23 protein-coding genes are annotated in these 22,356 nt (G+C 66.8%); 4 read left to right on the top strand and 19 right to left on the bottom strand.

The features are described 5' to 3' along the window. Positions 1-197: 197 nt before the first annotated feature. From B9S61_RS23325 to B9S61_RS23300, 6 genes are all read right to left on the bottom strand, one after another. Positions 198-842 carry a TetR family transcriptional regulator gene (locus tag B9S61_RS23325; protein ID WP_103544016.1) on the bottom strand — a complete coding sequence of 215 codons (645 nt, stop codon included), beginning with the start codon at positions 840-842 and terminating at the stop codon, positions 198-200. A gap of 228 nt (positions 843-1,070) precedes the next feature. Then, a complete protein-coding gene (locus B9S61_RS23320) occupies positions 1,071-2,978 on the bottom strand; it encodes an AAA family ATPase (RefSeq protein ID WP_103544015.1) in 1,908 nt (635 codons plus the stop codon). A 176-nt stretch (positions 2,979-3,154) separates the two neighbouring features. Further along, positions 3,155-4,840: a hypothetical protein gene (locus B9S61_RS23315; protein WP_006378804.1), complete on the bottom strand. Its 1,686-nt coding sequence runs from the start codon at positions 4,838-4,840 to the stop codon at positions 3,155-3,157. A 108-nt stretch (positions 4,841-4,948) separates the two neighbouring features. After that, positions 4,949-6,190 (bottom strand): AAA family ATPase, encoded by a 1,242-nt coding sequence (locus B9S61_RS23310; RefSeq protein ID WP_006378909.1) that lies wholly within the window; start codon positions 6,188-6,190, stop codon positions 4,949-4,951. A 331-nt stretch (positions 6,191-6,521) separates the two neighbouring features. Next, a complete protein-coding gene (locus tag B9S61_RS23305; RefSeq protein WP_006378925.1) occupies positions 6,522-7,568 on the bottom strand; it encodes a hypothetical protein in 1,047 nt (348 codons plus the stop codon). Positions 7,569-7,675: 107 nt separating this feature from the next. Next, the gene (locus B9S61_RS23300; protein WP_103544014.1) at positions 7,676-8,602 is read right to left on the bottom strand and encodes a hypothetical protein; all 927 of its coding nucleotides are present in this window, start codon (positions 8,600-8,602) and stop codon (positions 7,676-7,678) included. Positions 8,603-8,873: 271 nt separating this feature from the next. On the opposite strand from B9S61_RS23300, the gene B9S61_RS23295 reads away from it, so the two are divergent. Then, positions 8,874-9,344 (top strand): LysM peptidoglycan-binding domain-containing protein, encoded by a 471-nt coding sequence (locus tag B9S61_RS23295; RefSeq protein WP_006378639.1) that lies wholly within the window; start codon positions 8,874-8,876, stop codon positions 9,342-9,344. On the opposite strand, the gene B9S61_RS23290 is transcribed toward B9S61_RS23295, so the two are convergent. Then, the gene (locus tag B9S61_RS23290) at positions 9,328-9,756 is read right to left on the bottom strand and encodes a hypothetical protein (RefSeq protein WP_103544012.1); all 429 of its coding nucleotides are present in this window, start codon (positions 9,754-9,756) and stop codon (positions 9,328-9,330) included. The two genes, B9S61_RS23295 and B9S61_RS23290, sit on opposite strands and share 17 nt — an antisense overlap. Positions 9,757-9,961: 205 nt before the next feature. Then, a complete protein-coding gene (locus B9S61_RS23285; RefSeq protein WP_103544011.1) occupies positions 9,962-10,480 on the bottom strand; it encodes a hypothetical protein in 519 nt (172 codons plus the stop codon). Positions 10,481-10,983: 503 nt separating this feature from the next. Between B9S61_RS23285 and B9S61_RS23280 the strand changes: the two genes are divergently transcribed. Continuing rightward, positions 10,984-11,970 (top strand): ATP-dependent DNA ligase, encoded by a 987-nt coding sequence (locus B9S61_RS23280; RefSeq protein ID WP_103544010.1) that lies wholly within the window; start codon positions 10,984-10,986, stop codon positions 11,968-11,970. 52 nt (positions 11,971-12,022) lie between these two features. On the opposite strand, the gene B9S61_RS23275 is transcribed toward B9S61_RS23280, so the two are convergent. Next, positions 12,023-13,936 carry a helix-turn-helix domain-containing protein gene (locus B9S61_RS23275; protein WP_103544009.1) on the bottom strand — a complete coding sequence of 638 codons (1,914 nt, stop codon included), beginning with the start codon at positions 13,934-13,936 and terminating at the stop codon, positions 12,023-12,025. Positions 13,937-14,744: 808 nt separating this feature from the next. Between B9S61_RS23275 and B9S61_RS23270 the strand changes: the two genes are divergently transcribed. Together B9S61_RS23270 and B9S61_RS23265 are read left to right on the top strand one after the other, a co-directional pair. Continuing rightward, positions 14,745-15,206: a hypothetical protein gene (locus B9S61_RS23270; RefSeq protein ID WP_030214026.1), complete on the top strand. Its 462-nt coding sequence runs from the start codon at positions 14,745-14,747 to the stop codon at positions 15,204-15,206. Positions 15,207-15,281: 75 nt separating this feature from the next. Next, positions 15,282-15,971: a hypothetical protein gene (locus B9S61_RS23265; protein WP_258039812.1), complete on the top strand. Its 690-nt coding sequence runs from the start codon at positions 15,282-15,284 to the stop codon at positions 15,969-15,971. 51 nt (positions 15,972-16,022) lie between these two features. On the opposite strand, the gene B9S61_RS23260 is transcribed toward B9S61_RS23265, so the two are convergent. The 10 genes from B9S61_RS23260 to B9S61_RS41665 form a co-directional block, all read right to left on the bottom strand. Continuing rightward, positions 16,023-17,207: a cytochrome P450 gene (locus tag B9S61_RS23260; RefSeq protein ID WP_103544008.1), complete on the bottom strand. Its 1,185-nt coding sequence runs from the start codon at positions 17,205-17,207 to the stop codon at positions 16,023-16,025. Between the two features lie 209 nt (positions 17,208-17,416). Further along, a complete protein-coding gene (locus tag B9S61_RS23255; protein ID WP_103544007.1) occupies positions 17,417-18,133 on the bottom strand; it encodes a hypothetical protein in 717 nt (238 codons plus the stop codon). A gap of 4 nt (positions 18,134-18,137) precedes the next feature. Next, positions 18,138-18,716: a hypothetical protein gene (locus B9S61_RS23250; RefSeq protein WP_103544006.1), complete on the bottom strand. Its 579-nt coding sequence runs from the start codon at positions 18,714-18,716 to the stop codon at positions 18,138-18,140. Between the two features lie 368 nt (positions 18,717-19,084). After that, entirely contained in the window at positions 19,085-19,603 is a 519-nt protein-coding gene (locus tag B9S61_RS23245) for a hypothetical protein (protein ID WP_030214010.1), read from the bottom strand. 62 nt (positions 19,604-19,665) lie between these two features. Continuing rightward, positions 19,666-20,043: a hypothetical protein gene (locus B9S61_RS23240; protein WP_103544005.1), complete on the bottom strand. Its 378-nt coding sequence runs from the start codon at positions 20,041-20,043 to the stop codon at positions 19,666-19,668. Positions 20,044-20,094: 51 nt separating this feature from the next. Next, positions 20,095-20,289 carry a hypothetical protein gene (locus tag B9S61_RS23235; protein ID WP_006379282.1) on the bottom strand — a complete coding sequence of 65 codons (195 nt, stop codon included), beginning with the start codon at positions 20,287-20,289 and terminating at the stop codon, positions 20,095-20,097. Between the two features lie 133 nt (positions 20,290-20,422). Further along, positions 20,423-21,535 carry a phosphoadenosine phosphosulfate reductase gene (locus B9S61_RS23230; RefSeq protein ID WP_006378754.1) on the bottom strand — a complete coding sequence of 371 codons (1,113 nt, stop codon included), beginning with the start codon at positions 21,533-21,535 and terminating at the stop codon, positions 20,423-20,425. A 10-nt stretch (positions 21,536-21,545) separates the two neighbouring features. Beyond that, complete coding sequence (locus B9S61_RS23225; protein ID WP_103544004.1) at positions 21,546-21,944, bottom strand: hypothetical protein; 399 nt, start codon at positions 21,942-21,944, stop codon at positions 21,546-21,548. Continuing rightward, positions 21,895-22,068, bottom strand: coding sequence for a hypothetical protein (locus tag B9S61_RS41000; protein ID WP_006378913.1), 174 nt, complete (start codon positions 22,066-22,068; stop codon positions 21,895-21,897). The genes B9S61_RS23225 and B9S61_RS41000 overlap by 50 nt, the downstream gene beginning before the upstream one ends. 21 nt (positions 22,069-22,089) lie before the next feature. Further along, the coding region (locus B9S61_RS41665; RefSeq protein WP_219819948.1) for a hypothetical protein at positions 22,090-22,356 on the bottom strand (267 nt) is incomplete at its 5' end.

Here is a 22,356-nt window from a genome sequence, read left to right as displayed (position 1 = left end):
GGGCTGGCCCGAGCCGTCGCTGGCCCGTGGCCGCCCGATCAGCGTGTCGATCACATTGGCGGTCACGGCCAACGCGGTACTCCCGAGAGGGTTGTGGCGGGTACCCGGCCCGTCTGGGCCGGGGTTAGCGCACCACGTCACTACCGCGAGCGTGTCGCCGGTCGGACATCGCGTGCTCGACTCGCGTCCCTGACGGGTCACGCAGTCGGCAGCTGGACGGCGACGGTTCCGCCGGACACGGCCCGGGCGATGAGTTCGACCAGCATCTGGCGAACCACCTGTGAGTCCGCTGTCTCGGGGTTTTGGTGCCCGGCGGCCGAGGCAAGCAGCACCGTCAGCGCCTCGGCCGCGGCGAAGGAGTCGTCCGTCGCGCCGGGTGATGACGGACGAGCGGTGATCGCGTACTCCAGGTGCCCCAGGAGACCGGAGAGTATGCGGCGGCGGATCTCGGCGAACCGGCTGTCGTCCTCGGCCGCCCGCAGGTCGACCACCCGCAGGACCACCTCGTGCTCCCGCCAGAACGCGAAGAAGGCGTCCACCGTGCTCCCGGCCGCGTGACGCCCGCCGCCCCACCAACTGCCGATCTCCGCGTAGATCAGTCCGTCGCTTCCCTCCTGCGCCACGGGCCGAGCCAGCTCCAGGGCGGCCGCGTCGACGTCTGCGAAGTACTGATAGAAGGTCGCGGGCGAGGTACGCGCGCGACGGGCGACATCGATCACTCTCGTCGCGTGATAGCCGTGCTCGGCCAGCAACTCCTTGAGACAGAGCAGCAGTTGGCTGCGAGTCTTCAGACCGCGTGCCCCGATCGGGCGCCCTGCGGTGCTCCGGATCTCTTCGGTCATGTCACTTCCTGTTCGGTGGGGTGGCACCGGCCCGGCGCCTCGGAGCCGGGCCGGCGGCGGCCGCTGTCTGGTCCAGGCCCGGCCGCCCGACGCGGGAGCGTGTTCGCCCCCGCGATGCTGGTCAGGGCCGGGCCAGCGCCGCTGTGATGTCGTCGACGGACTTGACGCCGAGCGCTCCTGTTCCGGAACATCCGGAACAGGAGCGCTCGGTGCGATGTGGACGGCTGCTCAGTCATCCGAGGGGGATGCCGAGGCTGTGCCGCCGGTCTGGGCAGCGAGCAGGTAGTCCTCGATCCAGGTGCGAACTGCCTTGCGCGCCGGCCGCGCACCCTGGGAGTCCACGTAGGTGGTCTCTTCGATGGCGCGCAGCTCGTCGTCGGGCATCGACGCGGGAAGCGCCTGGGCCAGCCGCGGCTTGGCCTCGACGATCCGTTCACGCTGCCGCTCGTAGTCGGCGGCCATGATCTGTCGGTAGGTCTGCCGGTCGATGGGGTTGAACCCCACGACCAGTGAGAACCGGCCCAGCAGCTCGGCGTCGAAGAACTGCTCCAGTGCCTTGTTGAGGCTCTGGTTCGAGATGGTCTTCGGGTTGTTGCCGAAGCCGATCATCTTGCCGTCGAGCGAATCACGGGCGGCGTTGGTCGTGCAGATGACCAGGGCCTTGGAGAAGTCCAGGATCTTGCCATGGGCATTGCGGATGTAGCCTTCGTCGAATGCCGAGAGGAACAGGCGCTGCACGGCCTTGTCGGCCTTCTCGAACTCGTCGAGCAGGATCACCCGGTGGGGGTTGGACTCCAGCGTGTCGAACGGGAGCTCCTGGTTGGAGTCCGATCCGACATAGCCGGGAGGTGCGCCGATGATCTTCGACGTCGACCACTCGCTGTGGAATTCGGTCAGGTTGAGGATGATCGGCTCGGTGCCGGTCGTCTCCTCAGCGATGATCTTGACCGCCTCGGTCTTACCCACACCCGAGGCCCCGGCGAACAGCCACGTCGTGGGCGTCCTCGTCGGGAACAGGTCGAGCTCTTCGCGGGCCAGACGGTCCGTGAGCTTGGCGAGCACGTCGTCCTGGCCCTGCAGGCGGCTGGTGAGCGTGGCGCTCAGCGCGGCAACGTCGAGGTCCTTGCGCTGGGCGTTTCCGGTCATCAGGCGCTTGGCCACATCGAGCACACGGGTGCTCGTCAGCGGCACCTGCGGAATGGACCGCAAGGTCTGCGCGAGCGCCGTGTCGCCGGCGACCTCGGCCTGGACGATGAGCTTCTTCTGCTCCAGGACCCGGTCAGCCATCGCCCGGTCGAGCAGCGCGATGGCGTTGTCCGGACGGTGCTGGCCAGCCCGGGAGTTCGCTTCGGCGATCTGCACCACCGAGGCCAGGACGTCGTCGGAGACCCCGATCTGGTGACGGTAGTGCGCCATCAGGCCGGGCCGGACCGTGGTCATCACGGCCAGCGTCTGTTCCACGCTCAGCTCGTCGACGATGAGCCGGGTGAAGCGACGGGCGAAGGCCGGGTCCTCATCGAAGGCACGAGACTCCGTGCTGGTGGTCGCACCGATGACGGACATGTCGCCGCGGGCCAGGGCCGGCTTGAGGATCTGCGAGATCTTGCGGCCGACGGCGTCGCCATGGCTGCCGGACCCTCCGGTGATCTGGTGGATCTCGTCCATGAACAGGATGGCCTTGTTCTTGGGGTCCGAGGCGAACTCGACGATTGCCTTGACCTTCTCCTCCAGCGAGCCGACTATGCCGGTCCCGGCGATGATGTTGGTGATGGGCAGCTCGTAGATCGTGTAGTCCTTGAGCTGGTCGGGAATGAGGGCGTCGCCGAGCGCGATGCGCCGTGCAATGTCCTCGACGATCTTCGTCTTGCCGACGCCGGCGGAACCGACCAGCAGAGCGTTGGGCTTGGTCTTGCTGATGATGACCGAGAGGACCTGCCCGATGAGCGTGTCACGGAACATGGTCGGATCGGCGTTCTTGAACTTCTCGTTGTAGTCGACGAGGAGCTCCTTGACGTCATCGGCGCTGCCACCGCTGGACGGCAAGGCCGCGGACGGGAACTGCGGAGGGAAGCTGCCGCCACCGCCGTTGCCCTTGTCGTCGTCGGAGCCGCCGGGTGTGAAGTTGCTGAGACCCACCGGGTCCTCCTTCGGTGCGAGTCGCTCGGCGTGGTGGCGCGCTGGGTGGATGCGCCACGGTGTCCCGAGCAGGGATATGGATGAGTGAGAGGGAAAGTCAGGGGTCGCCAAGAGCGGTGCCAGCCAGGGGAGTTGGTTGCACGACACCGCTCTTGGCGGTTCTTGGGGCAGCAGGGTCAGACGACCATGCCGAGGAGCTTCTGCCGGATGCTCGGATCGATGTGCTGCATCGAGTCGGCGTAGCGTTTTGCCAGGTCAACCATGAACGACCAGTCCATGGCGGAGCACGGTGCGTAGTACAGGTTCTTCGGGTGGTCCTGGCGCGTGGACGGCGGCAGCCAGTCGAAGTCGGTGACCACGAGCGAGAGCCTGCGCTGGCGCACGCGGCTGGCGTTGATGTACCGCCAGATCTGGGTGTACTCCGTTCCGCCCGACACCTTCGGGATCCTGCGGAACTCCTTCCAGATCTGAGTCGTCGACTTGTTCTCCGTGCGCAGCATCACCTCCTGGGACAGGAAGTGGCTGAACGAGTTGAAGTACAGGTTGATGTTGAGCTTCTTGGCGATCCGGATGAGCATCATGACCGCCTCCTGGTAGTTCTCCTCGGAGATCGAACCGGAGGTGTCGATGTAGATGTGCAGGTCGGGCATGTACTGCACCGAGGTGATCCGGCCGGGCTTGTTGCAGTCGTCCGGGTCCCGACGGTTGGCCTTGAGGAAGGTCGCCTTCGTTGTGCGGAAGATGTTCTGTGACTTGTTGACCTTGCCCATCCGGCGCAGCACCCGGGTGATGTCCTTGAGCAGGTCGAGCTTGCTCGGCGGCTGCTTGCGGAACGCCACCTGGGCGCTACGGCTGCCAGGCTGGCCCGGTTGCTGCGTGGCTCCCAGGGCGGCGGCCCGGGCGGCGGCCCGTGGCAGCGACGTGAGCTTGGACAGCGACGTGTTCGAGACGACCTTCACCGGCGAGGCCAGCGACTGGTTGATGAGGTTCCACTCCCCCGTGATCTTCGCCGCGGTGGCCCGGGCATGGGCCTCGACGTTGACCAGGACGAGGGAGCGCGGGCAGAACAACTCCCCGATCGTGAACGGCAGGACGCCTGTGTCCAGGGCGGTGTTCTGCTGGCTGGCCTGGACCCGCTGCTGCTCGATGTAGTTCATGAGCATGTGCACGAGCACGCGGGCGAAGGAGTGCTCATCGTTGGCGTCAGAGTCGTCCTTGCGCACCAGCAGCGACTCGGTGAGCCCCTTCAGGGACAGGGCCGTGAAGTCGTTGAGCAGCTTGGTGGTGGCCAGCGGCAACGCACTGGCCATCGTCTGTGTCTGCTGGGACAGCCAGATCTTGAAGTCGTCGAAGGCCGCGGAGGACTGGAACCAGAACCCGAGGGTGTCGGGGTGGAAGGTGTAGGCGATCGAGGCGAAGAAGGCGCTCTCGTCGCCGGTCCCCGCCAGCAGAGCCTTCGCGGCCGGGAGGACATCAGCCTGCGCGGTGTAGAGCACCCGCGGGGAGGGCGCGGGCATCTTGTTCTGCTGTCCGGCCTGGACGGCGAAGAGCTCGGCGACCGGCAGCGGTGTGCCCTGGTCGAAGTTGATCAGGGTCTGCCCGAGCAGCTCCTTGACGGTCTGCTCGCTGGCCACGTTCAGCGTGTCGCCGAGGCAGCTCAGGACCAGATCCGGGATGTTCCCCGTCAGATCAGCGCCCTGGGCGTCGGTGATGCTCGCCGGGGCGTTGGGGTTCAACGGCTCCAGCAGCGGGTCGATGAGGGTCTGCTGGATCGCCGGCATCGGGTCGTAATCACCGGTGCACGAGATGGTGTGCAGTGCGTCGAGTACGGCCGGCTTCTGGTTCGTGACGGTGATCGTCATGGGTCGTGGTCTCCTTCTGAGGACAAGGCAGCGGCAGAACGCCGCCGGTGGTGGGGAGTTGCAGCAAGGACTGCACCGCAGTAGTCCCCACCACCGGTGAGCGAGCGATCAGAGGAAGGCCGAGAGGACCGGCTTGGCCTGGTTGACGATCGGAGCGTCGATCTCCATGAAGGCCTCGAGGTTCTGGCGGTCGATCTGCTGGCTGGTCACCATCTCGATGAGCGTGCGGGTGTGCTCCGGCTCGATCTGGGTGATGGCCTGGGCCAGCTGCTCGATGAGGCGCGCGTTGTCCTTGCTCTCCTTGAGCGCGTACAGCAGCGACCCGGACTTCTCGTTGTCGGTCAGCGTCGCGATGACCGCGGCCATGTCGGTCATGGTCGCTGCGGCCTTCAAGCTCTGGTAGCAGTTCGGCTTCGGGACGTTCACCCGGTTCTGCTGCACGCCGCCGACGTTGCTCGCCAGGTCCTGGGCGATGGTGGCCACGAGCTGCGTGGTGAACATGGTGTCCCCGACGTAGGCCTCGATGGCCTCGTTCAGCAGCGAGGTCTCGCGGTCGCCGATCTGGATCGGGGTGGCCAGATACTGCGCCAGCTGCTGCGGGTCGGCCGCGTTGAGCCACTTCGACAGGTTGTCGATGGTGCGCGGCGTGGTGAGCTGGTTCATCTCCTCGCCGCCGTCGAACAGATCGGCCATCGTGACGTTGCCGTTGTCGTCGTCGTCCTGGCCGTCGGCGACGATGGCCTCGGGCGTCGACTTCTGGAAGACGAGCCCGGGGGCTTGCGTGAGCACCGTCTTCACCCAGGGGTTCATGTTGTCGCCGAGGACGGACATGAGGGTGGCGGCGTCGGGCTCGACGTGAAAGATCGCGAAGCGGGACAGGCTTGCCTCGTCGAGCGAGGTGACGTTGCCCCTGTCGTTGCCGGCCACGACGATGCGGACGTTCTTGGGCAGGTCGACGTACCCCATGCGGCGCAGCGTGACCAGGGTCAGCGCGCCGGAGGTGACGTCGGAGGTGGTGCGGTTGATCTCGTCGAGGAAGAGGATCGGCCACTCGCGCGGGTTCTTCTCGGCGTAGTCGATGCACTCCTGGATCACCTGGTGCGGGTAAAAGACCTGCTTGTAGCTCTGCGTGCCGTCGTCCTTGGTGTACGGCACCAGGCGCGCACCGGTGAGGTCTGCTTTGTCGGCGAGCTGGTTGCACGGCAGCGTGAATGCCTGCGTGCCCATGGAGTAGGCCAGGTCCTCGACGAAGCTGGACTTGCCGATGCCGGGTTCGCCCATGAGAGCGGGCGTCGCGCCGACCTCAAGGGACTGCTTGATGAGGGTCGTCAGGGTGTCGTTGAACTTCATGTCGACGTCTTTTCTGTGCGTGGGCGAGGAAGAGAGAGAAAGCCAAGAGATGTCGGAGGACGGCGCTGCTGCTCTCGGCGCCGCCGAGGCTGCATAGGCCGTGAAGGGTCCTGTGGCGCGGGCCGCGCCGTCGGAGCCTGGCGGAGACCTGCACTCCCGCCATTGGTGGCGATGGAGCCCCGCTGCACATCGCCACCCGATCGCGCTCCGCGCGATCCAGCACTGTCCTCCACCTGTGCCCGGCCCCGCCGCAGCACCCGTCACCCACCCCACCCCCGTTGCCGGAGGCAGCAGATGAACCAGGAGCAGAAGCAGCAGCAGGAACAGAGCGTCAGTTGGTCGACGAGGAACGGGCCTCGCGGTCGGCCACGAGCGCAGCCGCCCGGTCGAGGAGGAAGGGCCGGCCGTTGCGCCGCTCGCGGTGCTTGGGGCGCGCAGGGATGACATCGACCGCCGCCTTGTAGAGCAACCACGCGGTGTCGCCCGTCGAGTACTCGACGCCGAGGGCGCTGTAGGCGCGCAGTTGCGTCCGCATCCAGCCGTAGAGCGAGGCGAGAACCGAGAATTCCCAGCGGGACATGTCGTGGTTGAAGTCGCCGGGATCCCGGAGCTGATGGCGTGCACTGGCCAGGGCCTGCTCGACGATCGCCTGCGAGTACGGGATGTCGGGCATGTCCTCGGTGGTGTCGACAGCTGATGCTGAAGCACCGGAGCTCTCGCTGGCGTTCACGGCCAGCTGCGCGTAGAGGTCCTCGATGGAGGCGAAGGCCGGCACATTAGTTGCTGTGTTGACGTGAGCGACGATGCGATCGGGCACCGGCTGGCGGGTGAAGGTCGACCAGTGGTCCAGGAGCAGCTCGTACCAGCCGTGTTCCTCACGCAGGACGCGCTTGCCGGCGGCTACAGGGAAGTCGTGGAAGTTCTTCGGCAGCGGCATGACGAGATGGAAGCCCTGGCCGGACATCGACAGCTCCGAGTAGAGGATGCCCGGCAGCCGCAGCAGGTCTGTGGCCACTCCTGGCGGGCAGTCGGCCTCGATGTCGAGGACGAGCAGCCCGTCAGTCTGGGCCTGGAGGTAGAAGGCGGTGTTCGCGGCGTTCGGTATCGCCGCGGTGAGTTCGTCGAGGGTGAGCAGGCAGGTCTCGTCCAGGGCGAAGGCTCCGCGTAGTGGGCTGGCGTGCTTGCAGCTGGACGTGCAGCCGGCGAGCAGGTGCCGTACGTCGATCGGGGCCTTGCGCTTCGGCGGCTTGGTGGGATTGTCGGGGGTCTCTTCCCCGATCTGTCCGGAGATGGTCCACCGACAGGCACTGGCGAGAGTGCGGATCGCGGGGTTGCCGTAGAACTGCGGGAACCAGGCATGGGGGTCGGCTGGAGTCATCGTGGGACGCACGCTTTCGGTCGGAGGCGTCAGGAGGGGAAGAGAAAGACAGGACCCCCGTACCGCACGGATGCGAGTACGGGGGTCTCATCGAGGGTCAGCGTGGATCAGCCCTGGTAGGTGATCCCCGCCTGCTGGGCCAGGCCGGAGCCGTTCCAGGGGTCGGTGGCCACGGGCGAGCCCACGGCCGAACCGGCGTCCTTGAGGGAGGCGTTCTCGGCCTCAAGGCGCGCGAGCTTCTGCTCCAGGGTCTCCTGCTGGGCAGGAGCCGCGGCCGGAGCAGGAGCCGCAGCGACGGGCGCAGCCACGGCGGTCGCCGGGGCCTGAGCCTGAACGGGAGCCTGCGCGGCCACGGCCACAGGTGCGGACGCCGGCTGGGGGGCCGGGAAGGACAGGCCGTCCTCGACCTCCGTCGCCACCGGGACGGCGGCGGCAGGGGCAGCGCTGGCAGGAGTGGCCTGAACGGGACGCGGCGTGCCGTTGAGCACGATGCCACGCGCAGCCAGCTCAGCCTGGTCGATGCCGCCGGCCTTGTAGTAGCGCGGCGCCTCGTGGACGATCACCTGCTCGAGGGCCAGGCCTCGGTTGTTGAAGTTCTTCGGCTTGTAGGTGCGCAGCACGAGCGTGACGTCGAGGCCCTGCGCGAGCTCCTGACCGGACTCGTCCTGGTCGTAGGTGCCGTCGCCCTTCGGAGAAGGGATCGCGATGACCGGCAGGGTGCTGCCCTTGGAGTCGATGGAGTAGTTGGGTCCGGTTTCGGGCCGCTTCGGGGAGTCGTAGCGGCGCTCGGAGACGAACTGCTCTTCGAGGGTGGGGTTGTTCGGATCGGCGAACTGGACCTCGGCGTGAATGATCGTCGCGGTGGTGTGCGGCTTGCCGATGGGGCTCATCCCGTTCTTCGTCTTGCGCTGGTCGCTGGCAACGAGCTCCGTGCCTTCGATGAGGCGGGCGAGTACGGCGAAGCCGAGCTTCCCGCGGATGAAGACGTTCTTGCCCTCGGTGATCTGGCTGGCGGAGATGGAGTAGTTGGCCATGGTGATGCGGTTCCTTCGTTCGGTCTGGCGGTCGGTGACTCAGGGGTCCATTGGGGGGCTATCGGACAGGATTCGGACTGCCATCCAATCCCTTATTCTATCAACTTCAGTTCGACTATGAGTAGAATGCCAATGTCGGACATGAATGATTGTGCGTGCTATTCACAGAGGAGTCGGGACAGGGATGACGGCTACGATTCAGAGGCCAGTGGGGACGACGTCGAAGCCGTCGGCGCAGACGAGAGCAGCTGCCGGGAGTCACGCCGGCCCGATGGGCTTCGGCAACGGACCCGTCATCGCCGCCAGCGTCATGGTGGGCGGAGCGGCGCTCTTCGCCGGATGGGGCCTGACGCAGCTCGCGACGTCCGACGGCGGCTTCATCCAGGCACTGCAGGGCAATCACGCCCCGGTCGAGGCACCGGTGAATCCCGGCGAGAAGAACGCCGGAGGCGGCAGCGCCCAGCAGCCGAGCGAGGGCGGCACGGGGAAGCAGGACGAGAACGGGGCGAGTCAGGATCCGACGCCGGGTCGCGGCGACGAGGACAAGCCCAACGGATCGGGTGCACCGGCCGAGGCGAAGCCCGCGCCGAAGGCGAAGCCGTACACCATCAAGCCAGGCGATACGCTCACCGCGATCTCGGGGACGACGGGGATGCCGATCGGCATCCTGGTCGAGACGAACAAGATCCAGAATCCGGATCTCATCTACGCGGGGGCCTCGCTGCTCATCCCGCCGGTGTGACGACCCGGCAGGGCGGCACTGCCGCGTACCGAGCCTGATTCGATGCCCTGACCGCCACGAGGCGGTCAGGGCATCGTCGTCTTCTCAGGGCGGAGGACTCTGCTTCCCGGCGGGCCTGCAGGTCCATCAGGCGCGTGCGCAGCTGGTGCAGCTGCTCGACCTCGTCGTTCATGGACCGGATGCCATCCGGCGCGTAGTCCTGCGGGTATTTGAGCTTGTACTCGCTGAGCAGCTCGATCTTCGCATCGACGAGATCGAGCGCTGTGCTCAGATCGAGGACGTCGTCCAGCGGGAGCCCGGAATCGGCGGAGGCGGTCCTGGGCTCTGCCGCCCAGTCGCTGCTCGAGGTCGGGGGGGGAAGGTTCTGGTCGACGATGTCGAAGACGAACTGCGTGGGCCTCGTAGAGCTCACCGCGAGGCGTCACCCGGGACCGGCGTTAGCCGGTCCACGGCATGTCTCCCCGCAAAGCACTCGGCCTGGGTTCGACACCCGGATCAGCTGTGCTGATGCCCTCCCCTGTTGCGAAACGCAGCACTCGTAACAGCGTCAGAGATCAGACGACCCCCGCCAGCCAGGCTGCCGGCGGGGGTCGTCTGAGGTACGAGGTCGTGGTCTCTCACGCCGCATCGGTGTCGTCGGACTCACCCCGGCCAAACAGGAATCCGCGGACATCACCGTTCTTCATCATGTCCTGCAGATGTGCCAGGAACACCGCACGCTGCGTGGCCCGGCGATCGGCCAAGGGGTCGTACTCGCGCAGTACCTTCAGGTTGACGACCCAGCCGTTCTCGCGAGAGATGGACTGGTCAAGCTGAGAGTCCGGAACGACGTCCATGCCGGTGAAATCGTGGTCGAACTCGGGCGCGATGCCGAGGTGTTGATTCGGCTCGTCGATGAAGAGCGTGTCGACGCCGACCTGCTGGCCGGCCTTGTCGAAAGCCACGAGGAACACACGGTCTGCCCTGGTGGTGTTGTCGACGTGGACCGCTGCAACGTTCGTGTCACCGATGAAGCTCGTCTGCTCGAACCGTTCGTACACGCGGGCACGAGCTTCATGGCACCACATGATGCGCCGGGCTTCATCGAAACCTTTGAACTCGTCAGAGTTGGACGCTTCGGGGTGGGGGTGGATCATCGGTGCGCTCCTTCATATGCGGTGGCTCCAACCACCTTTCAGCGCCCGCCTCCCGGTGCGTGCAGCGGTTCACCGCCGCGGGCTTTGTCGGCTTCCCCGTGGGCAGTTTCGGCTTGAGCCTCACTCGCCTCATGGTTGGCCGGGCTTGCATCGGCAACGCTAGGCATATGCGCGTGGCGATGCCATTTCGCCGGTGCACAAACTGGCCGTTGACACCTGTCGGTATTGCACCAGTCGGCTACATGCCGGCGCGGAAGTGCACCTTCCTCATGACAGGGGTGTCGGGGTTGCACACTTTCAGGCCGCACGCGTAGCTCGTCTATCACTTGGCAAACTTCCGCCCCACCCTGAACACCACGCCACGAACGGCAGGTTGGTCGATAGAGAGACATTTCCCGGTGGTCTCTTGCGGTGACGTGGAAGGTGATCTAACCCCATACTGACGAGCCGTTTTTCCTCGTGTCTTCCTTCGTCCCGCGAGGCGTTTGTGGTAGCCCTCCGATGTGATCGACCTTCCCTCCGAGCCAATGCTGGCGACTCCCGTCGAGACGTTTGCACTACCCTTGAACTGGTTTGCCGAACCGAAATGGGATGGCTTCCGGGCGTTCGCGGCACACGATGCTACCGGCCCTACGGCGCTGCGCTCGCGCACGGGCAGTGATCTATCCGCGGCCTTTCCGGAGATCACCTCAGCCCTTCGGCGGTTGCCCTTTTCCGTCGTCTTCGACGGCGAATTGGTCGTGTGGGAGGAGAACAGGCTCGCGTTCGGGCGGCTCACGCAGCGGTTGCACCGCCGGGGCGCCGTCGCTCAGCAGGCCGCGGCTGCCCAGCTGGCCCACTACGTCGTGTTCGACCTGCTCCACGTCGAGGGCCAGAGCCTGCGCGAACGCCCATACGTCGAGAGACGGCGGGCACTCGAGACCCTGTTCCAGCGGGAGGGGCTGGCTGCGCCGTGGACGTTGTGCCCGTCAACAAACGATGCCGAAGTGGCCCGAGGGTGGCTGGCCTGGTCCGTGGCCGGCGTGGAAGGCTGCGTGTTCAAGGACGGCGGCGAAAGCTATCGGCCAGGAGAACGCTCCTGGCGGAAGTTCCGGGTGCGCGACACCCTGGAGATGATCGTCGGTGCGGTCACCGGGGCGCCCCACCGTCCCCGGACACTGCTGCTCGGCAGGCACGACTTCGACGGACGACTGCAGTATGCGGGACGCACGAGCGCCTTGCCGGGAGTTCAGGCTCAGATCATGGGCGGTCTCTTGCGCCCGGTAGCGGATCACCCGTGGGCCGGGTGGTCTTTCTCCGCCGGCTGGGGATCACGGGAGAAACTGCAGGTGTCTCTGGTCGTTCCGGAGACCGTCGTCGAGATCAGCGTGGATGTCTCCCGGGACGCCCGCGGCCGTCTGCGCCACCCTGTGCGCTTTGTGCGGGTGCGTGCGGACATGGCCGTCGAAGACGTGCCGCCCCTCGACGAGCTGCGAAGGCCGACCACATGAGGAAGAAGAAGGAGGGGTCTCTCTCACGCCGAGTTCTGTGACGCCGAGGCGCTCAGCAGGCAACGACAGACAGCCCTTGCTGATCTGAGGGCAGATCAGGCTGGCCCGTGACGACATGAAGTGAGAACTGCAGATCGCGTACGCCCGCGAGGGTGGCGAGATCGCGCTGCATGTGGTTCTCCACGGCGCGCAGATGGGAACGCACTGTGACCTCGGAGAGACCGAGCGCGCGGGCTGCCGGCTCGACGTGCGCGTCGAAGGTGAGCCAGGCGAGCGCCGTGGACTGGAGGTCACGCCGGTCTGCCTGGACCGGTCTGACCAAGGTCTGTGCCCAGGCGTGTACCTGGGGAGTGTCCAACAGCCGCGCCAAGGAGGGCGGTTCCGCACCGGCCAGCCGCGGAGAGGCGGAACCCTCTCGTTGCGTGACCAGTTCCATGGCCAGGGCGACGGCTATGCGGTCGCTTATGGACGTGAAGTCCATGCGCAGGAGTTCGGCGGCTCGTGAGGCGCGGCGCATGACCGTGTTGCGGTGCAGGCGCAGCCGGCGGGCGGCCACCGTGTATGGGTAGGCGAGGGCGGCCGGAAGGGTTTCGCGCATGGACTCCCACTGCGTCTCGTCGCGCATCAGCGGGTGCAGCAGGCGGCGGGCCCAGTGTTGCGCTTCCGCCTGCGGCAGGAGACTGACGAGGTCGGAGCCGTGCACGGAGAGGGCCACGGAGTCAGGTTGGAAGGCGGCAAACCTCTGGGCGGTGATGGCCTCGTGAAGTGCGTCGGCGAGCAGGGCCATGGAGTAGACGCCGCTGCCCCCCAGAGACGACGGCGGCCCCAATGCGCCCACCAGGCGGGTGAGTTCGGCGGAGACATCCTCCCCGGAATCCTCGTCGGGGCGGATCGGCTGCACGATCAGTATCCGCCGGTCGTCTCTCGGGGCAGGCACGACGAGGGCATGCTGGCCGACAGATGTCCTGCAGCGGCGGACAGTCAGCTCCCGGCGTGACGGCTGGGTCTCCACAACGAAGACGCGGGCGGTTTCCGTTTCCAGAAGTCCGGGCGCCAAATTGGCCATGACACGCCGCGCCTTTTCAACCTCGCCGTCTAGAAGAAGCTCGAACGCTGCGCTGCGCGCCGCTTGGGAGGCACCGGAGGCTGCCCGGTATTCGCGGTGCGCCTGGTCCACGAGGCCCAGGAGTTTCGCCGCATGACGCAGCAACCGCAGATCCGCCTCGTCGAATGGGGTTCTGCGGGCCACCGCGAGTACGGTGTCCGCGGCCGAGGCCGGGGCGAGCGAGATGAGCTGGGTGTGGGGTCCGGAGAGCGTCTCGGGGAGAACTCCGTCGACGGACTGCCGGATGATGGCCTGAGCCAGCTGCTCTGCTGCCGTGGCCGGTGAGGCGGCGAGGACCCGCTCCGGTTCGCTGACCAGAACCTGGCAGTCGAGGACCCGGGCGAGCCAGTCCGCGATGCGCTGCATGGCCCTGGAATCGGCCAGCTGGGCCGGCAACTCCTGTAACAGCGAGCTGAGTTGGGCGGCACGACGCTCAGCGAACCTCAGGCGGGACTGCTGGATCTCCTCATGCACGCCTTCCCAGCACTCGGTGGGAGCAGACGTGATCAGCAGGGCGATGCCCAGCCCACTGGCCCGGTCCACGATGACCGGGGGGAACGGCTGGCGCGCCCCGGGAGCTGCACTGACGGCCAGACCTGCGCCGCCGTCCCGGCTTATCCGCTGCAGCAACAGATCGAGAACCGTGGTGATACGGCCACGCAGGCGGAAGGGAGAAATTCCGGTGATCAAGACGAGCGAGCCGTCAGGCAGAGCCGACGGGACACCGTCTTCCAGCAGCTGCTCCGGCGCCACCGTCACCACGCCGGTGATCTCCGCGGTCTGGGCACGCAGGGAACCGCTTGCTACGAATGTCAGTTCGAGTTCCGGCCGGTCAGTGGGCAGTGAGCCCAGAGTCAGCATGGTGCGCTCCTCGGGAGTGGGGACGAGGTCGTGAAGTGCCTCCGGTACCGGCTGGCCGGCACAGGCACTCAGTGATCACGACCTCATGGCTCCGCTTCCGTCGATTCGCATTACTGGTCCTGGAGGTGCGCTTTGACCCACCCGCGCGCCGGCAAGAAGAAGCGGGGGGCGTGGAGGTGCCGCCCGCTCGAGACGGCATCCCGCGGGAGGTACCGCGGGATGCGCGAGGCGCTCGGCCCGGCGCCATCTGCGGGCGCGGGCCAGTTGCGCCCGGCGGGGAGTCACGCGAGGGCACGGACGAGCCCCTCCCCCGGCGCTCACCCTCTCCCGTCGAGAGCAGTGGCGTTCACGAAGAGCACGCGCCATGGCTGACTCTCCCCGCACATCCCGGCCAACATGGTCACTGCTGTTGGATGCCAGCTCCATCCTCAACTCTTCCCCCTGCCGGTGCAGCGCCCGAACTGCGAGCGTGAGCCGCAGTTCGGCAAACACCAACGCCGCATCCACCGCCGTCGTGTCCAACTCTTCGGGCTACTGGGGACCCAGCACCCAGGAGATCATTCCCGCACTACAGTCGTTACGGTCAGTAATCAATCTGCTGCGCAGGGTTTCATTCACCCTATCGTGATCCTGCCTTGCGCCCCCGGCTATGTCAACTAAAATACACAGCACCGAACCCCGCCTGAGTGAGAGACCGATACATAGTGGTGTACAGCCTGCAGCAGGACGGCCCCCAGGCCCTGTCCGGCAATCCCTGCCTGTGCTGAGGCGCGGCCGCCGCCCTCTGGCGGAGAGACTTAGCGCGTTGATGGCCGCCCGCCGCGATGCCAAAGGCCGCGCGTTCTCGTCGCGCACGCTGTCTGCCGCCGTCGACGCACTGCCGGGCGAGCACCCGTCGGTGTCTCACGCCGCCATCGCCAAATTGGCCAAGGGTTCCCAGGACAACCCGACGGTGGGCACCATCCTGGCACTGTGCGAAGCTCTCGGCGGCGTCCCACCCGCACATCTTCTGCCGCACAACACCTATGGCGATCTCAAGGCCCTGGAGGCCTTCGAGGATCCTCAGGTACGCCGAGTTCTCGCACTGCTGAACGGCATGCCGCCCGACGAGGTGCAGAACCTCATCGCGGACCTTGAACAGCGTCGGGATGATCTCGGTCTAGAGCCGGTGCCGGACGACGAGGCGGACAAGTCGCCCGACAAGCCTCAACGACGCCGGAGTATGGACGACGCCGCACGCTATGCGGCAGATGCACTGGAGGGTTTGTAAGTGGTCGACGGCATAGTCTTCGGGACGTGCACCGCAGCCGGATTGGTGGTCACAGCGCTCTGCACACGGAGGGCCGTGGGCAATCCGCGGGTGTCCACCTGGGCGATCGCCCTCGCCTTCGGGGTGTGCACACTAGGCGTCCTGTGCGCCGTCCCCGCGGTGGCCGATGCGTTGCAGGACATCACGGGCCTGCACAACGTCGGCAAGCTGGTGGCTCACATCTGTGCGGTCCTGTGGTGTGCCTTCCTTCAGATCACGATGGTGGACCTCGCCTACCGGCCCGAGTACCTGAAGGCCGCGATGTTCCAGCGCGGCTTCGCCGCCGCGGTGGAACTGATGATCCTGGTGCCGCTCTTCCTGGCCACGAACCGGCCCGATGTCGAGTTCACGACCGAGTACGCCGACGACCCGAAGGTCGCCGCGTATCTGCTGATCTACCTCTCCTACGTCCTGGTCACCTGCGCTGAACTCGCATTCATGTGCGGCAGGACGGCACGCCGCAACTGGGGCATCAGACCGTGGAGCGGCGCCGGCTTCGCCTTGTCCTCCGTGTCGGCGGCCCTCGGCCTGGCGTACGCGTTCTCCAAGGGCTCGTACATCATCTTCTACACCCTCGACAATCCCTGGCCGCTGAAGGCCGAGGAGGTCGTGAGCCCCACGCTGAGCGGACTGGCGGTGCTGTTCCTCTTCTGCGGTCTGACGCTCCCCATGGTCGGTGCCCTGCGTGAGCGCCTGCGCGACAAGCAGGCACTGGCCGGAGACTAGCTGCCCCGCCCACGCCGGACAGGGCAGCGGCGTCGTCGACGAGTGCCTCGGTCAGGACGAGGACTCGGTGGCTGCGTAGCGCACCGGCAGTTCGAGGAGTCCTCTGGCGCGCAGCGAAGGTCGCCACCGCGGTTCGTTCCCGGTGAGCTCAAGATCCGCGAACCGCTCCAGGAGCGCGGCCAGGGCGATCTCTGTCTCGGCTCGTGCCAAGGGTGCGCCCAGGCAGTAGTGGATGCCGTGGCCGAGCGCCAGGTGGCCGCCGGCATCGCGGCCGAGGTCCAGGCGGTCCGGGTCCGGGAAGCGATCCGGGTCGCGGTTGGCGGCGGACAGGGACAGCAGTACCGTCTCGCCCGCCGGAATCCGGACGCCGCCGATCGTCACGTCCTCGATCGCGAAGCGCCGGATGGCAAGCAAGGCCGGGCCCTCGAAACGGGCGAACTCCTCGACGGCGGCAGGAATCCGGGACGGGTCCTGCCTCAGCAGCACCATCTGGTCCGGATGCTGCAACATGGCCAGGATCCCGTTGCCGATCAGCTGGACGGTGTTCTCATAGCCAGCGAAGAGGATGAGGAAGGACATCAGCTCGTCCTCGGTGAGCCGGTCGCCCTCCGTGTCCCGTACGGCGATCAGGTCGCAAAGGAGATCGTCGGCCGGCTCGCGCCGCTTGTGGGCCATGAGCTCTGTGAAGAAGCCCAGCATGGCCACGATGGCTTCCTTGGCTTCGTGGGGGCGGGCCGGATCCGGGGCGATCAGCGCTGTTGTCCAGGAGCGGAAGTCCCTGCGGTGGCTTGCCGGGACGCCGAGGAGATCGCAGATTACGGTGATCGGCAGCGGGGCCGCATAGGCGGTGATCAGGTCTGTGGTGCCGTCCGCGCCCAGAGCGTCCAGGAGTTGGTCGGCGGTGGCGCGGATCGGCGCGCGCAGCTGCTCGACCCGGCGCTGGGTGAAGGCCTTCCCGACGAGGCGACGCAGACGGGTGTGGTCGGGAGGATCCATATTCAGGAGGTTGGCGTCCAGAGCCGGAGGCAGGGACAGCCCCCGGTAATTGCCCTCACGCGCATGCGTCTTGTCCAGCGACAGCAGCGGATCGGCAAGGCCTGCGCGGACGTCGTCGAACCGGGTGACGAGCCAGGCAGGTTGCCCATCCGTTCCCGTGATGCGGTGTACCGGAGAGGCGGTCCGCAGCCCCTGGTATACGTCGTATGGGCGGGTGATCAAATCGTCCGCAAGATCCATGTGTCCACCCTAGCTAGGGGGCCGTTCCCCTACGCCAGTTTCCGGGCTCGGCATTTGGGGCGTCGACGGGCCTGGACTGTGATCTGCACGTGTGCTCCCTTTTGGTTCTGCTGGCGGATCGGGGTGTCGGTCAGCCCATGCGCTTGACGTTGAAGGTGTGCAGCCGATCGGCGGCCTCGACGTCCGTGGCGTACGTACCGAGGAACTGGTCACAGAAGCGGGCGTGCCATCGTCGCGTCGCGTGGCCCCCCCCAGGTGTGGGTGATCTGGAACCGGCCGTCGGCCGCCAGCAGCGCTACCCCATGTGGGACGCGGATGCTGTCGACCAGCAGGCTGCGGTTGCTCTTGATCACGACCTTGACGTGGTGGGCGTAGGTCTCGCGTGTGACTGTCCAGTGCGGGTCGTGGGGCGCATCGCTGTAGCGGTCCGCCATGCGCAGCACCTTCACGGCGGTCTCGACGCTGACCCGGTTCGGCGTGGGGTCAGTGCGGTAGCCGGTCGTCATCCGGACCGGGACGAGCGGCTTGTGCGGCTCGGGGGCGGGCTCCAGATCCCGCGGCCACGCCTGCCACCGCGAACCCATGCGGTCCTTGAGGATCACGGCCTTGATCTCGCCGTCCTCCAGGCGAACACCGTCGACTCGGTATGGGGTCCACTCGTCGCGCTGGTGCTTCCAGGTAACGCACCGGCCGTGGCGGGCAATCTCCGGGGCGTATTCCAACCACCGGTCCTGCCAGAACTCGACGATCCCCTGCTTGGTATCTCTGTGGTAGTACTTCGCCTCGAAGGCCAGGCGCTCCTCATGCGTCCAGACCGTTTCCACGAGCCGGTCGACGAACTCGACGACTCGCTTTGTGTCCGGAAGGTTGATCGGCATTCCGTCGTTGCGGCTGTACTTCTGGTATTTTTCGGCAGCAGGCCGCATGGGCTCAGACCTCCTGGAAGTGGTACCGGCCGGCGAACAGGTTGAAGTACTCGGGAATGTCGATCCACGTATCGCGGTAGGTGCGGCCAGCCCGCTCGCGGACCTCGGTATCGAGGGGCACGACGACGGAGCGGGACCACCAGATGGGCAGACAGCGGCTGTTCTCCACGAAGCGGACCTCCGCGCTCGGGATATCCCGCCCGTGCATTTCGCGGGCTGCGTCGCGCATCTCCTCGAAACGCGGAGACTGGACCCCGAATAGCTGCCTGCCTTCCACGTAGACGTAGAAGCGGCCGGTCGCGTGGGTCACGGTGTGGCTCACACCGATCTCGTAGACGTCGTACGAGTACCAGCCGGTCTCGTCCTTGTAGAACTCCATCCAGCCGAGCGGGTTCGGCATGGAGTAGTCGTGGCCCGTCTCCTGGTCGCGGAGTTTCCCGAATCCGTCCCTCAGGATGTAGACCGGCATGAGCTTGCCGGTCAGCCCCATACTCTGCATGCATTCGGACGCACCGAGCTTGACGACGACGGTGTCACCGGGCTGGACGTAGTGCTTTTCGGGCCTCTTGTAGACGTGCGGCATCTGGTTTCCCCTCCTGGACTTCTACTGCGGCTGACATTCGGAAGCCCGGGGCGCGGCGTTGCTGCTGCGTCCTGGGCTGCCGTTAGACTCAGACATCGATTGCTGTGCAGATGCCATCGGTGTGCACCACGAATGCCTGATGGAATGTGCGCCTCTGAACTCGCGTTCTTTCACGCTGTATTGGGGCTTGCCCTTACGCATGCGTGCACTCATGTGGCGCACGCAGTAAGCCGCGACCGGATCGGATTCCGCGCCGCCCCGCGCGGTTTCAGTTCACGTATCGGGTCGCTGTGTCGACCCATGCGGCCGGTTCGTCACCAGCCGGGGGCACGTACTGCTGGAGCATGAAAATCCACAGCGGCACGTGATCAGTTGTCGGGCACAACCTTGCCGTCCGGGTAGACGGTGTGCGGTCGGCCGGCATAGCCGTTCACCCATTGGAAGACCCGGCCGCGCCACTCGTAGGCTGGCTGTTCCTCCGGCAGCCAGCGCAGGAACGCCAGTGCCTCCGACTTGAACGCGTGCGGCTGTCCGGTCCACCCGGTCGCCCGAATCGAGAACGAGGATTTGTAGTTCTCCCACTCGCCGTGCGAGCCGACAGGACGGCGCTGCTGCTGCATGTGGTAGCTGGGATACCCATCCCGCGCGTCGGCCTCGCCCAACTTCCAGGCGAGCATGCGGTCTTCACCGTCGCCGAACGTGCCCTTGAGGTTCACGTATGCGGCCCCGGTCCACCATGTCTGACCGTTGTCGTCCACGAGACGGGCCTCACCACGCGGCATCGTCGGGCGCTCGTTGAGGATCAGGTACCGGGTGTTCCGCTCGGGCATGTGGCCGGACGCGTCGCATCGGTAGACCAGCTCCTGGCCCTCGACCTTGATGCTCATCCCGCGGTCGGCCCGAGTGATCGGCTTCTTTCCGTCCCACCCGTACGGTAGTTGGGCACGGGTCATTGAACTTTCCCCCTCAATTGAGCTTGTGATTGCATCCATGGCTGTACCGTCACGTGCCGCATCCGGTACTGGCCGCCGCTGGGCGTGCTCCGGACTCGTTCCTCGGTCACGTAGCTGGTGACCTTGCCCAGCACTCCGCCGGACCAGGTGGCGAACCGCTTACGGTCTTCGCCGGTGTAGCCGATCCATACGTCGGCCGTCTTCATCTGCTCCCGCTGCCAGGCGTCCGCGCAGGGGGAACAGCGCCGTTCGTCGGTCTTCGGGTCCCGGGCGTAGCCGGTACCGGGGCCGTCGCTCGGCATGGGCGGGTGCCCGCACTCCAGCAGGTGGGGCGTCGGGTGCTCGACCCGGGTGGTCAGTCGGGTGCCGTTCATCAGAGAGGTTGAACCGTCGTCGCGGACAATGGCGCCCGTACCGGTTCCGCTTCAAGATCTCCCGCACGCCGCCGGGTGGGTGTCACCTTCAACGCTGGTTCCCTGGGCGCGGCTGGGGCGAATGACGATGTCCGCCGCCGCCTCGTCGTCCACCTCCGTTATGACCTCGTCGGCGTCGCTGCCCGCGCGGGACTCGCCGGCCGCCTCGGTCTGCTCCTCGGCTACCTCGCAGCTGGTGGCGGTCACGGCGGTTCTCCGTCCTGCGGGTGTGGTGCTGGGTCTGAGTGGTGCTCCGGTGCTGCTGGGGCGGTTGGTCTGCGTTGCGGGTCAGGCGGCGGGCGCGATGGTCATGGTGGTCATGGCGAGGTCCGTTCTGGTGTCAGGCGCACCTGTTGCAGCTGGCGCAGGTGTCGGTGAGCAGGGGCAGCGAGGTCCGGGGGCGGCCAGCCAGCCTGGTTTCCTTGCGGGGCGGCTTGGAAAGGGCGTCCATGACGGACGCCTTCATGGCCTGGAACTCGGGGGTCTCGTCGGGGATGACCACGCCGCCCTTGGGCGCGCCAGGCTGGCGGGACAGGGCGATGAGTTCGTGCATGGAGATGTCGGGGCGGAAGGTGTCGCCGCGGACGGTCTCCACGTGGGCGATCAGCTCGGCGAGGCGCGGGCGGCGCTGTACGGAGATCAGCAGGTCCCGCTTGGAGCCGAGGATGCAGAAGGAGCAGGAGCAGCGGGAGGTACCTGCCCAGTCGCCTGCGCCGGGGTGGGAGTCGTACGTCCAGTGGTGCGGGAAGCCGGTCTCCGCGTGGAAGTCCTTGACCTGCTGCGTGGTCCAGTCCTTGGCCGGGCACCACTCGTCCAGGTGACGGACGCCGTTGGTCATGACGTTTCGGTAGGCGGGGCGGGCGGCGCGGTCGCGAGATTCGTCGCTGCGGAGTCCGAGCGACTTCAGGCGGCGAACGCGCCGGGTCAACTTGACCGCGTTGGGCTTGGTCGCCAGACCCAGCTTCACCTTCAAGCCGTTGATGATCGGGGTGAACGAGGCATCCTCGACCTGCTCCTTGAAGGCCTTCGTGCAGTACCTGGTGCCCAACCGGGGAAAACAGCCGTACGCGGCGATGTACGTCAGCAGGTCGTACGGCTCCGGATCGTCATCCAGAGTGAGCTTGGTGGCCTCGATGTGCCGCTCGGCTGGCACACCTGATGCGGCGCTCTGCTGGGCAGCGAGCTCGGACACGCTCGGGTAGTACTGGCCGCCGTACTCGACGCCGGGCCATTCCAGCGGGCCCAGGGTGGCGTGGAACGTCCACACGCGGTCGGCGACACCAGCCGCACGGGCAGCGTCCATCAGGACGCTCTGCATCAGCCAGCTGTCCTTGCCGCCGGACAGATTCCCAACGATCAGGTCGTAGTCCGCCAAATTCGGCAACTGGTCACGAGTGACTGTGTTGTCGGGCACGACCAGCGCGGTGGGCTCGATGTCGAACAGGGTGCTCACGGTGGGCCCTTCAGGCGTCAGGGTCGGTGATGGCGGCGGGGACCAGCTCGGTCGTCATGGCGAGTGCGTGCACCAGGACCGGGGTCCGGGAGCCGTCCCGGCGGGGCTCGGTGTGGGTGTGAAGGGTCCAGAGGGTGACGCCGTCGCCAGCCGCCTGGTGGGTGACGTGGCCGCCGAGTGCACGCAGCCAGGCGAGCAGCTCGTGCATGTCGGCGAAGATGTACGCGGTGTCTTCGCGGGCAGCGAGGCGCCCGGTGGGGAGGCTGTGGAGGTCGGCGGTGACCAGAGCGGCCTCGTCCGCGTCGCTGCTCTCGGCGCTCTCGCCGATTGCCTCCTCGGGGGTAGCGACGGCATCGGAGTCAGCGGGGGAGACAGGGAACGGGCTTGCCGTCGGCGTGCGCCCTGACAATGTCGCGGATGTCGTCGATAAACGGCTCGTCGTTGATCACGGACGGGTGGGCGATGCGTTCACCGTCGGGGGACACCACGATCCACGGCCACTCGCGGCCGTCCTCCTTCACGATCGTGTACACCTGCGCGCGCGTGGTCGCGTGCTACAGAAACCCCGTGATCCGCTTCACCGTGATACACCGCTTACCCGCCATGTCCGTGCGTCCATCCGTTTCGTTGTCGTGGTCTTGCTGTGTCCTGCTGTCGCTGTCGCTGTCGCCCGGAGGGAGGGCGGGGAAGTCCTCGATGCCCCGCGCTGCAAGTTCCCGGCACTCCCCGCACCGCCAGTCCAGCGGCCACACCCCCCGGCAGCACCGGCGCGGCGCGGTGCGCTCGGCCTCCCGTGCTGCCTCGCGGCGGGCCTCCCGGCG

The sequence above is a fragment of the Streptomyces sp. SM1 genome (genome assembly GCF_002910825.1).
Taxonomy (GTDB): Bacteria; Actinomycetota; Actinomycetes; order Streptomycetales; family Streptomycetaceae; genus Streptomyces; species Streptomyces okerensis.
Note: the sequence above shows the minus strand (reverse complement) of the source record. Positions and strands in the feature narration are given on the sequence as shown.

Bases quoted from the DNA above. Each gene is read 5' to 3' on its own strand.
- B9S61_RS23325 (WP_103544016.1), bottom strand. From the start codon at position 842: ATGACCGAAGAGATCCGGAGCACCGCAGGGCGCCCGATCGGGGCACGC.
- B9S61_RS23315 (WP_006378804.1), bottom strand. From the start codon at position 4,840: ATGACGATCACCGTCACGAACCAGAAGCCGGCCGTACTCGACGCACTG.
- B9S61_RS23310 (WP_006378909.1), bottom strand. From the start codon at position 6,190: ATGAAGTTCAACGACACCCTGACGACCCTCATCAAGCAGTCCCTTGAG.
- B9S61_RS23305 (WP_006378925.1), bottom strand. From the start codon at position 7,568: ATGACTCCAGCCGACCCCCATGCCTGGTTCCCGCAGTTCTACGGCAAC.
- B9S61_RS23300 (WP_103544014.1), bottom strand. From the start codon at position 8,602: ATGGCCAACTACTCCATCTCCGCCAGCCAGATCACCGAGGGCAAGAAC.
- B9S61_RS23295 (WP_006378639.1), top strand. From the start codon at position 8,874: ATGGGCTTCGGCAACGGACCCGTCATCGCCGCCAGCGTCATGGTGGGC.
- B9S61_RS23285 (WP_103544011.1), bottom strand. From the start codon at position 10,480: ATGATCCACCCCCACCCCGAAGCGTCCAACTCTGACGAGTTCAAAGGT.
- B9S61_RS23275 (WP_103544009.1), bottom strand. From the start codon at position 13,936: ATGCTGACTCTGGGCTCACTGCCCACTGACCGGCCGGAACTCGAACTG.
- B9S61_RS23270 (WP_030214026.1), top strand. From the start codon at position 14,745: ATGGCCGCCCGCCGCGATGCCAAAGGCCGCGCGTTCTCGTCGCGCACG.
- B9S61_RS23260 (WP_103544008.1), bottom strand. From the start codon at position 17,207: ATGGATCTTGCGGACGATTTGATCACCCGCCCATACGACGTATACCAG.
- B9S61_RS23255 (WP_103544007.1), bottom strand. From the start codon at position 18,133: ATGCGGCCTGCTGCCGAAAAATACCAGAAGTACAGCCGCAACGACGGA.
- B9S61_RS23250 (WP_103544006.1), bottom strand. From the start codon at position 18,716: ATGCCGCACGTCTACAAGAGGCCCGAAAAGCACTACGTCCAGCCCGGT.
- B9S61_RS23245 (WP_030214010.1), bottom strand. From the start codon at position 19,603: ATGAGCATCAAGGTCGAGGGCCAGGAGCTGGTCTACCGATGCGACGCG.
- B9S61_RS23240 (WP_103544005.1), bottom strand. From the start codon at position 20,043: ATGAACGGCACCCGACTGACCACCCGGGTCGAGCACCCGACGCCCCAC.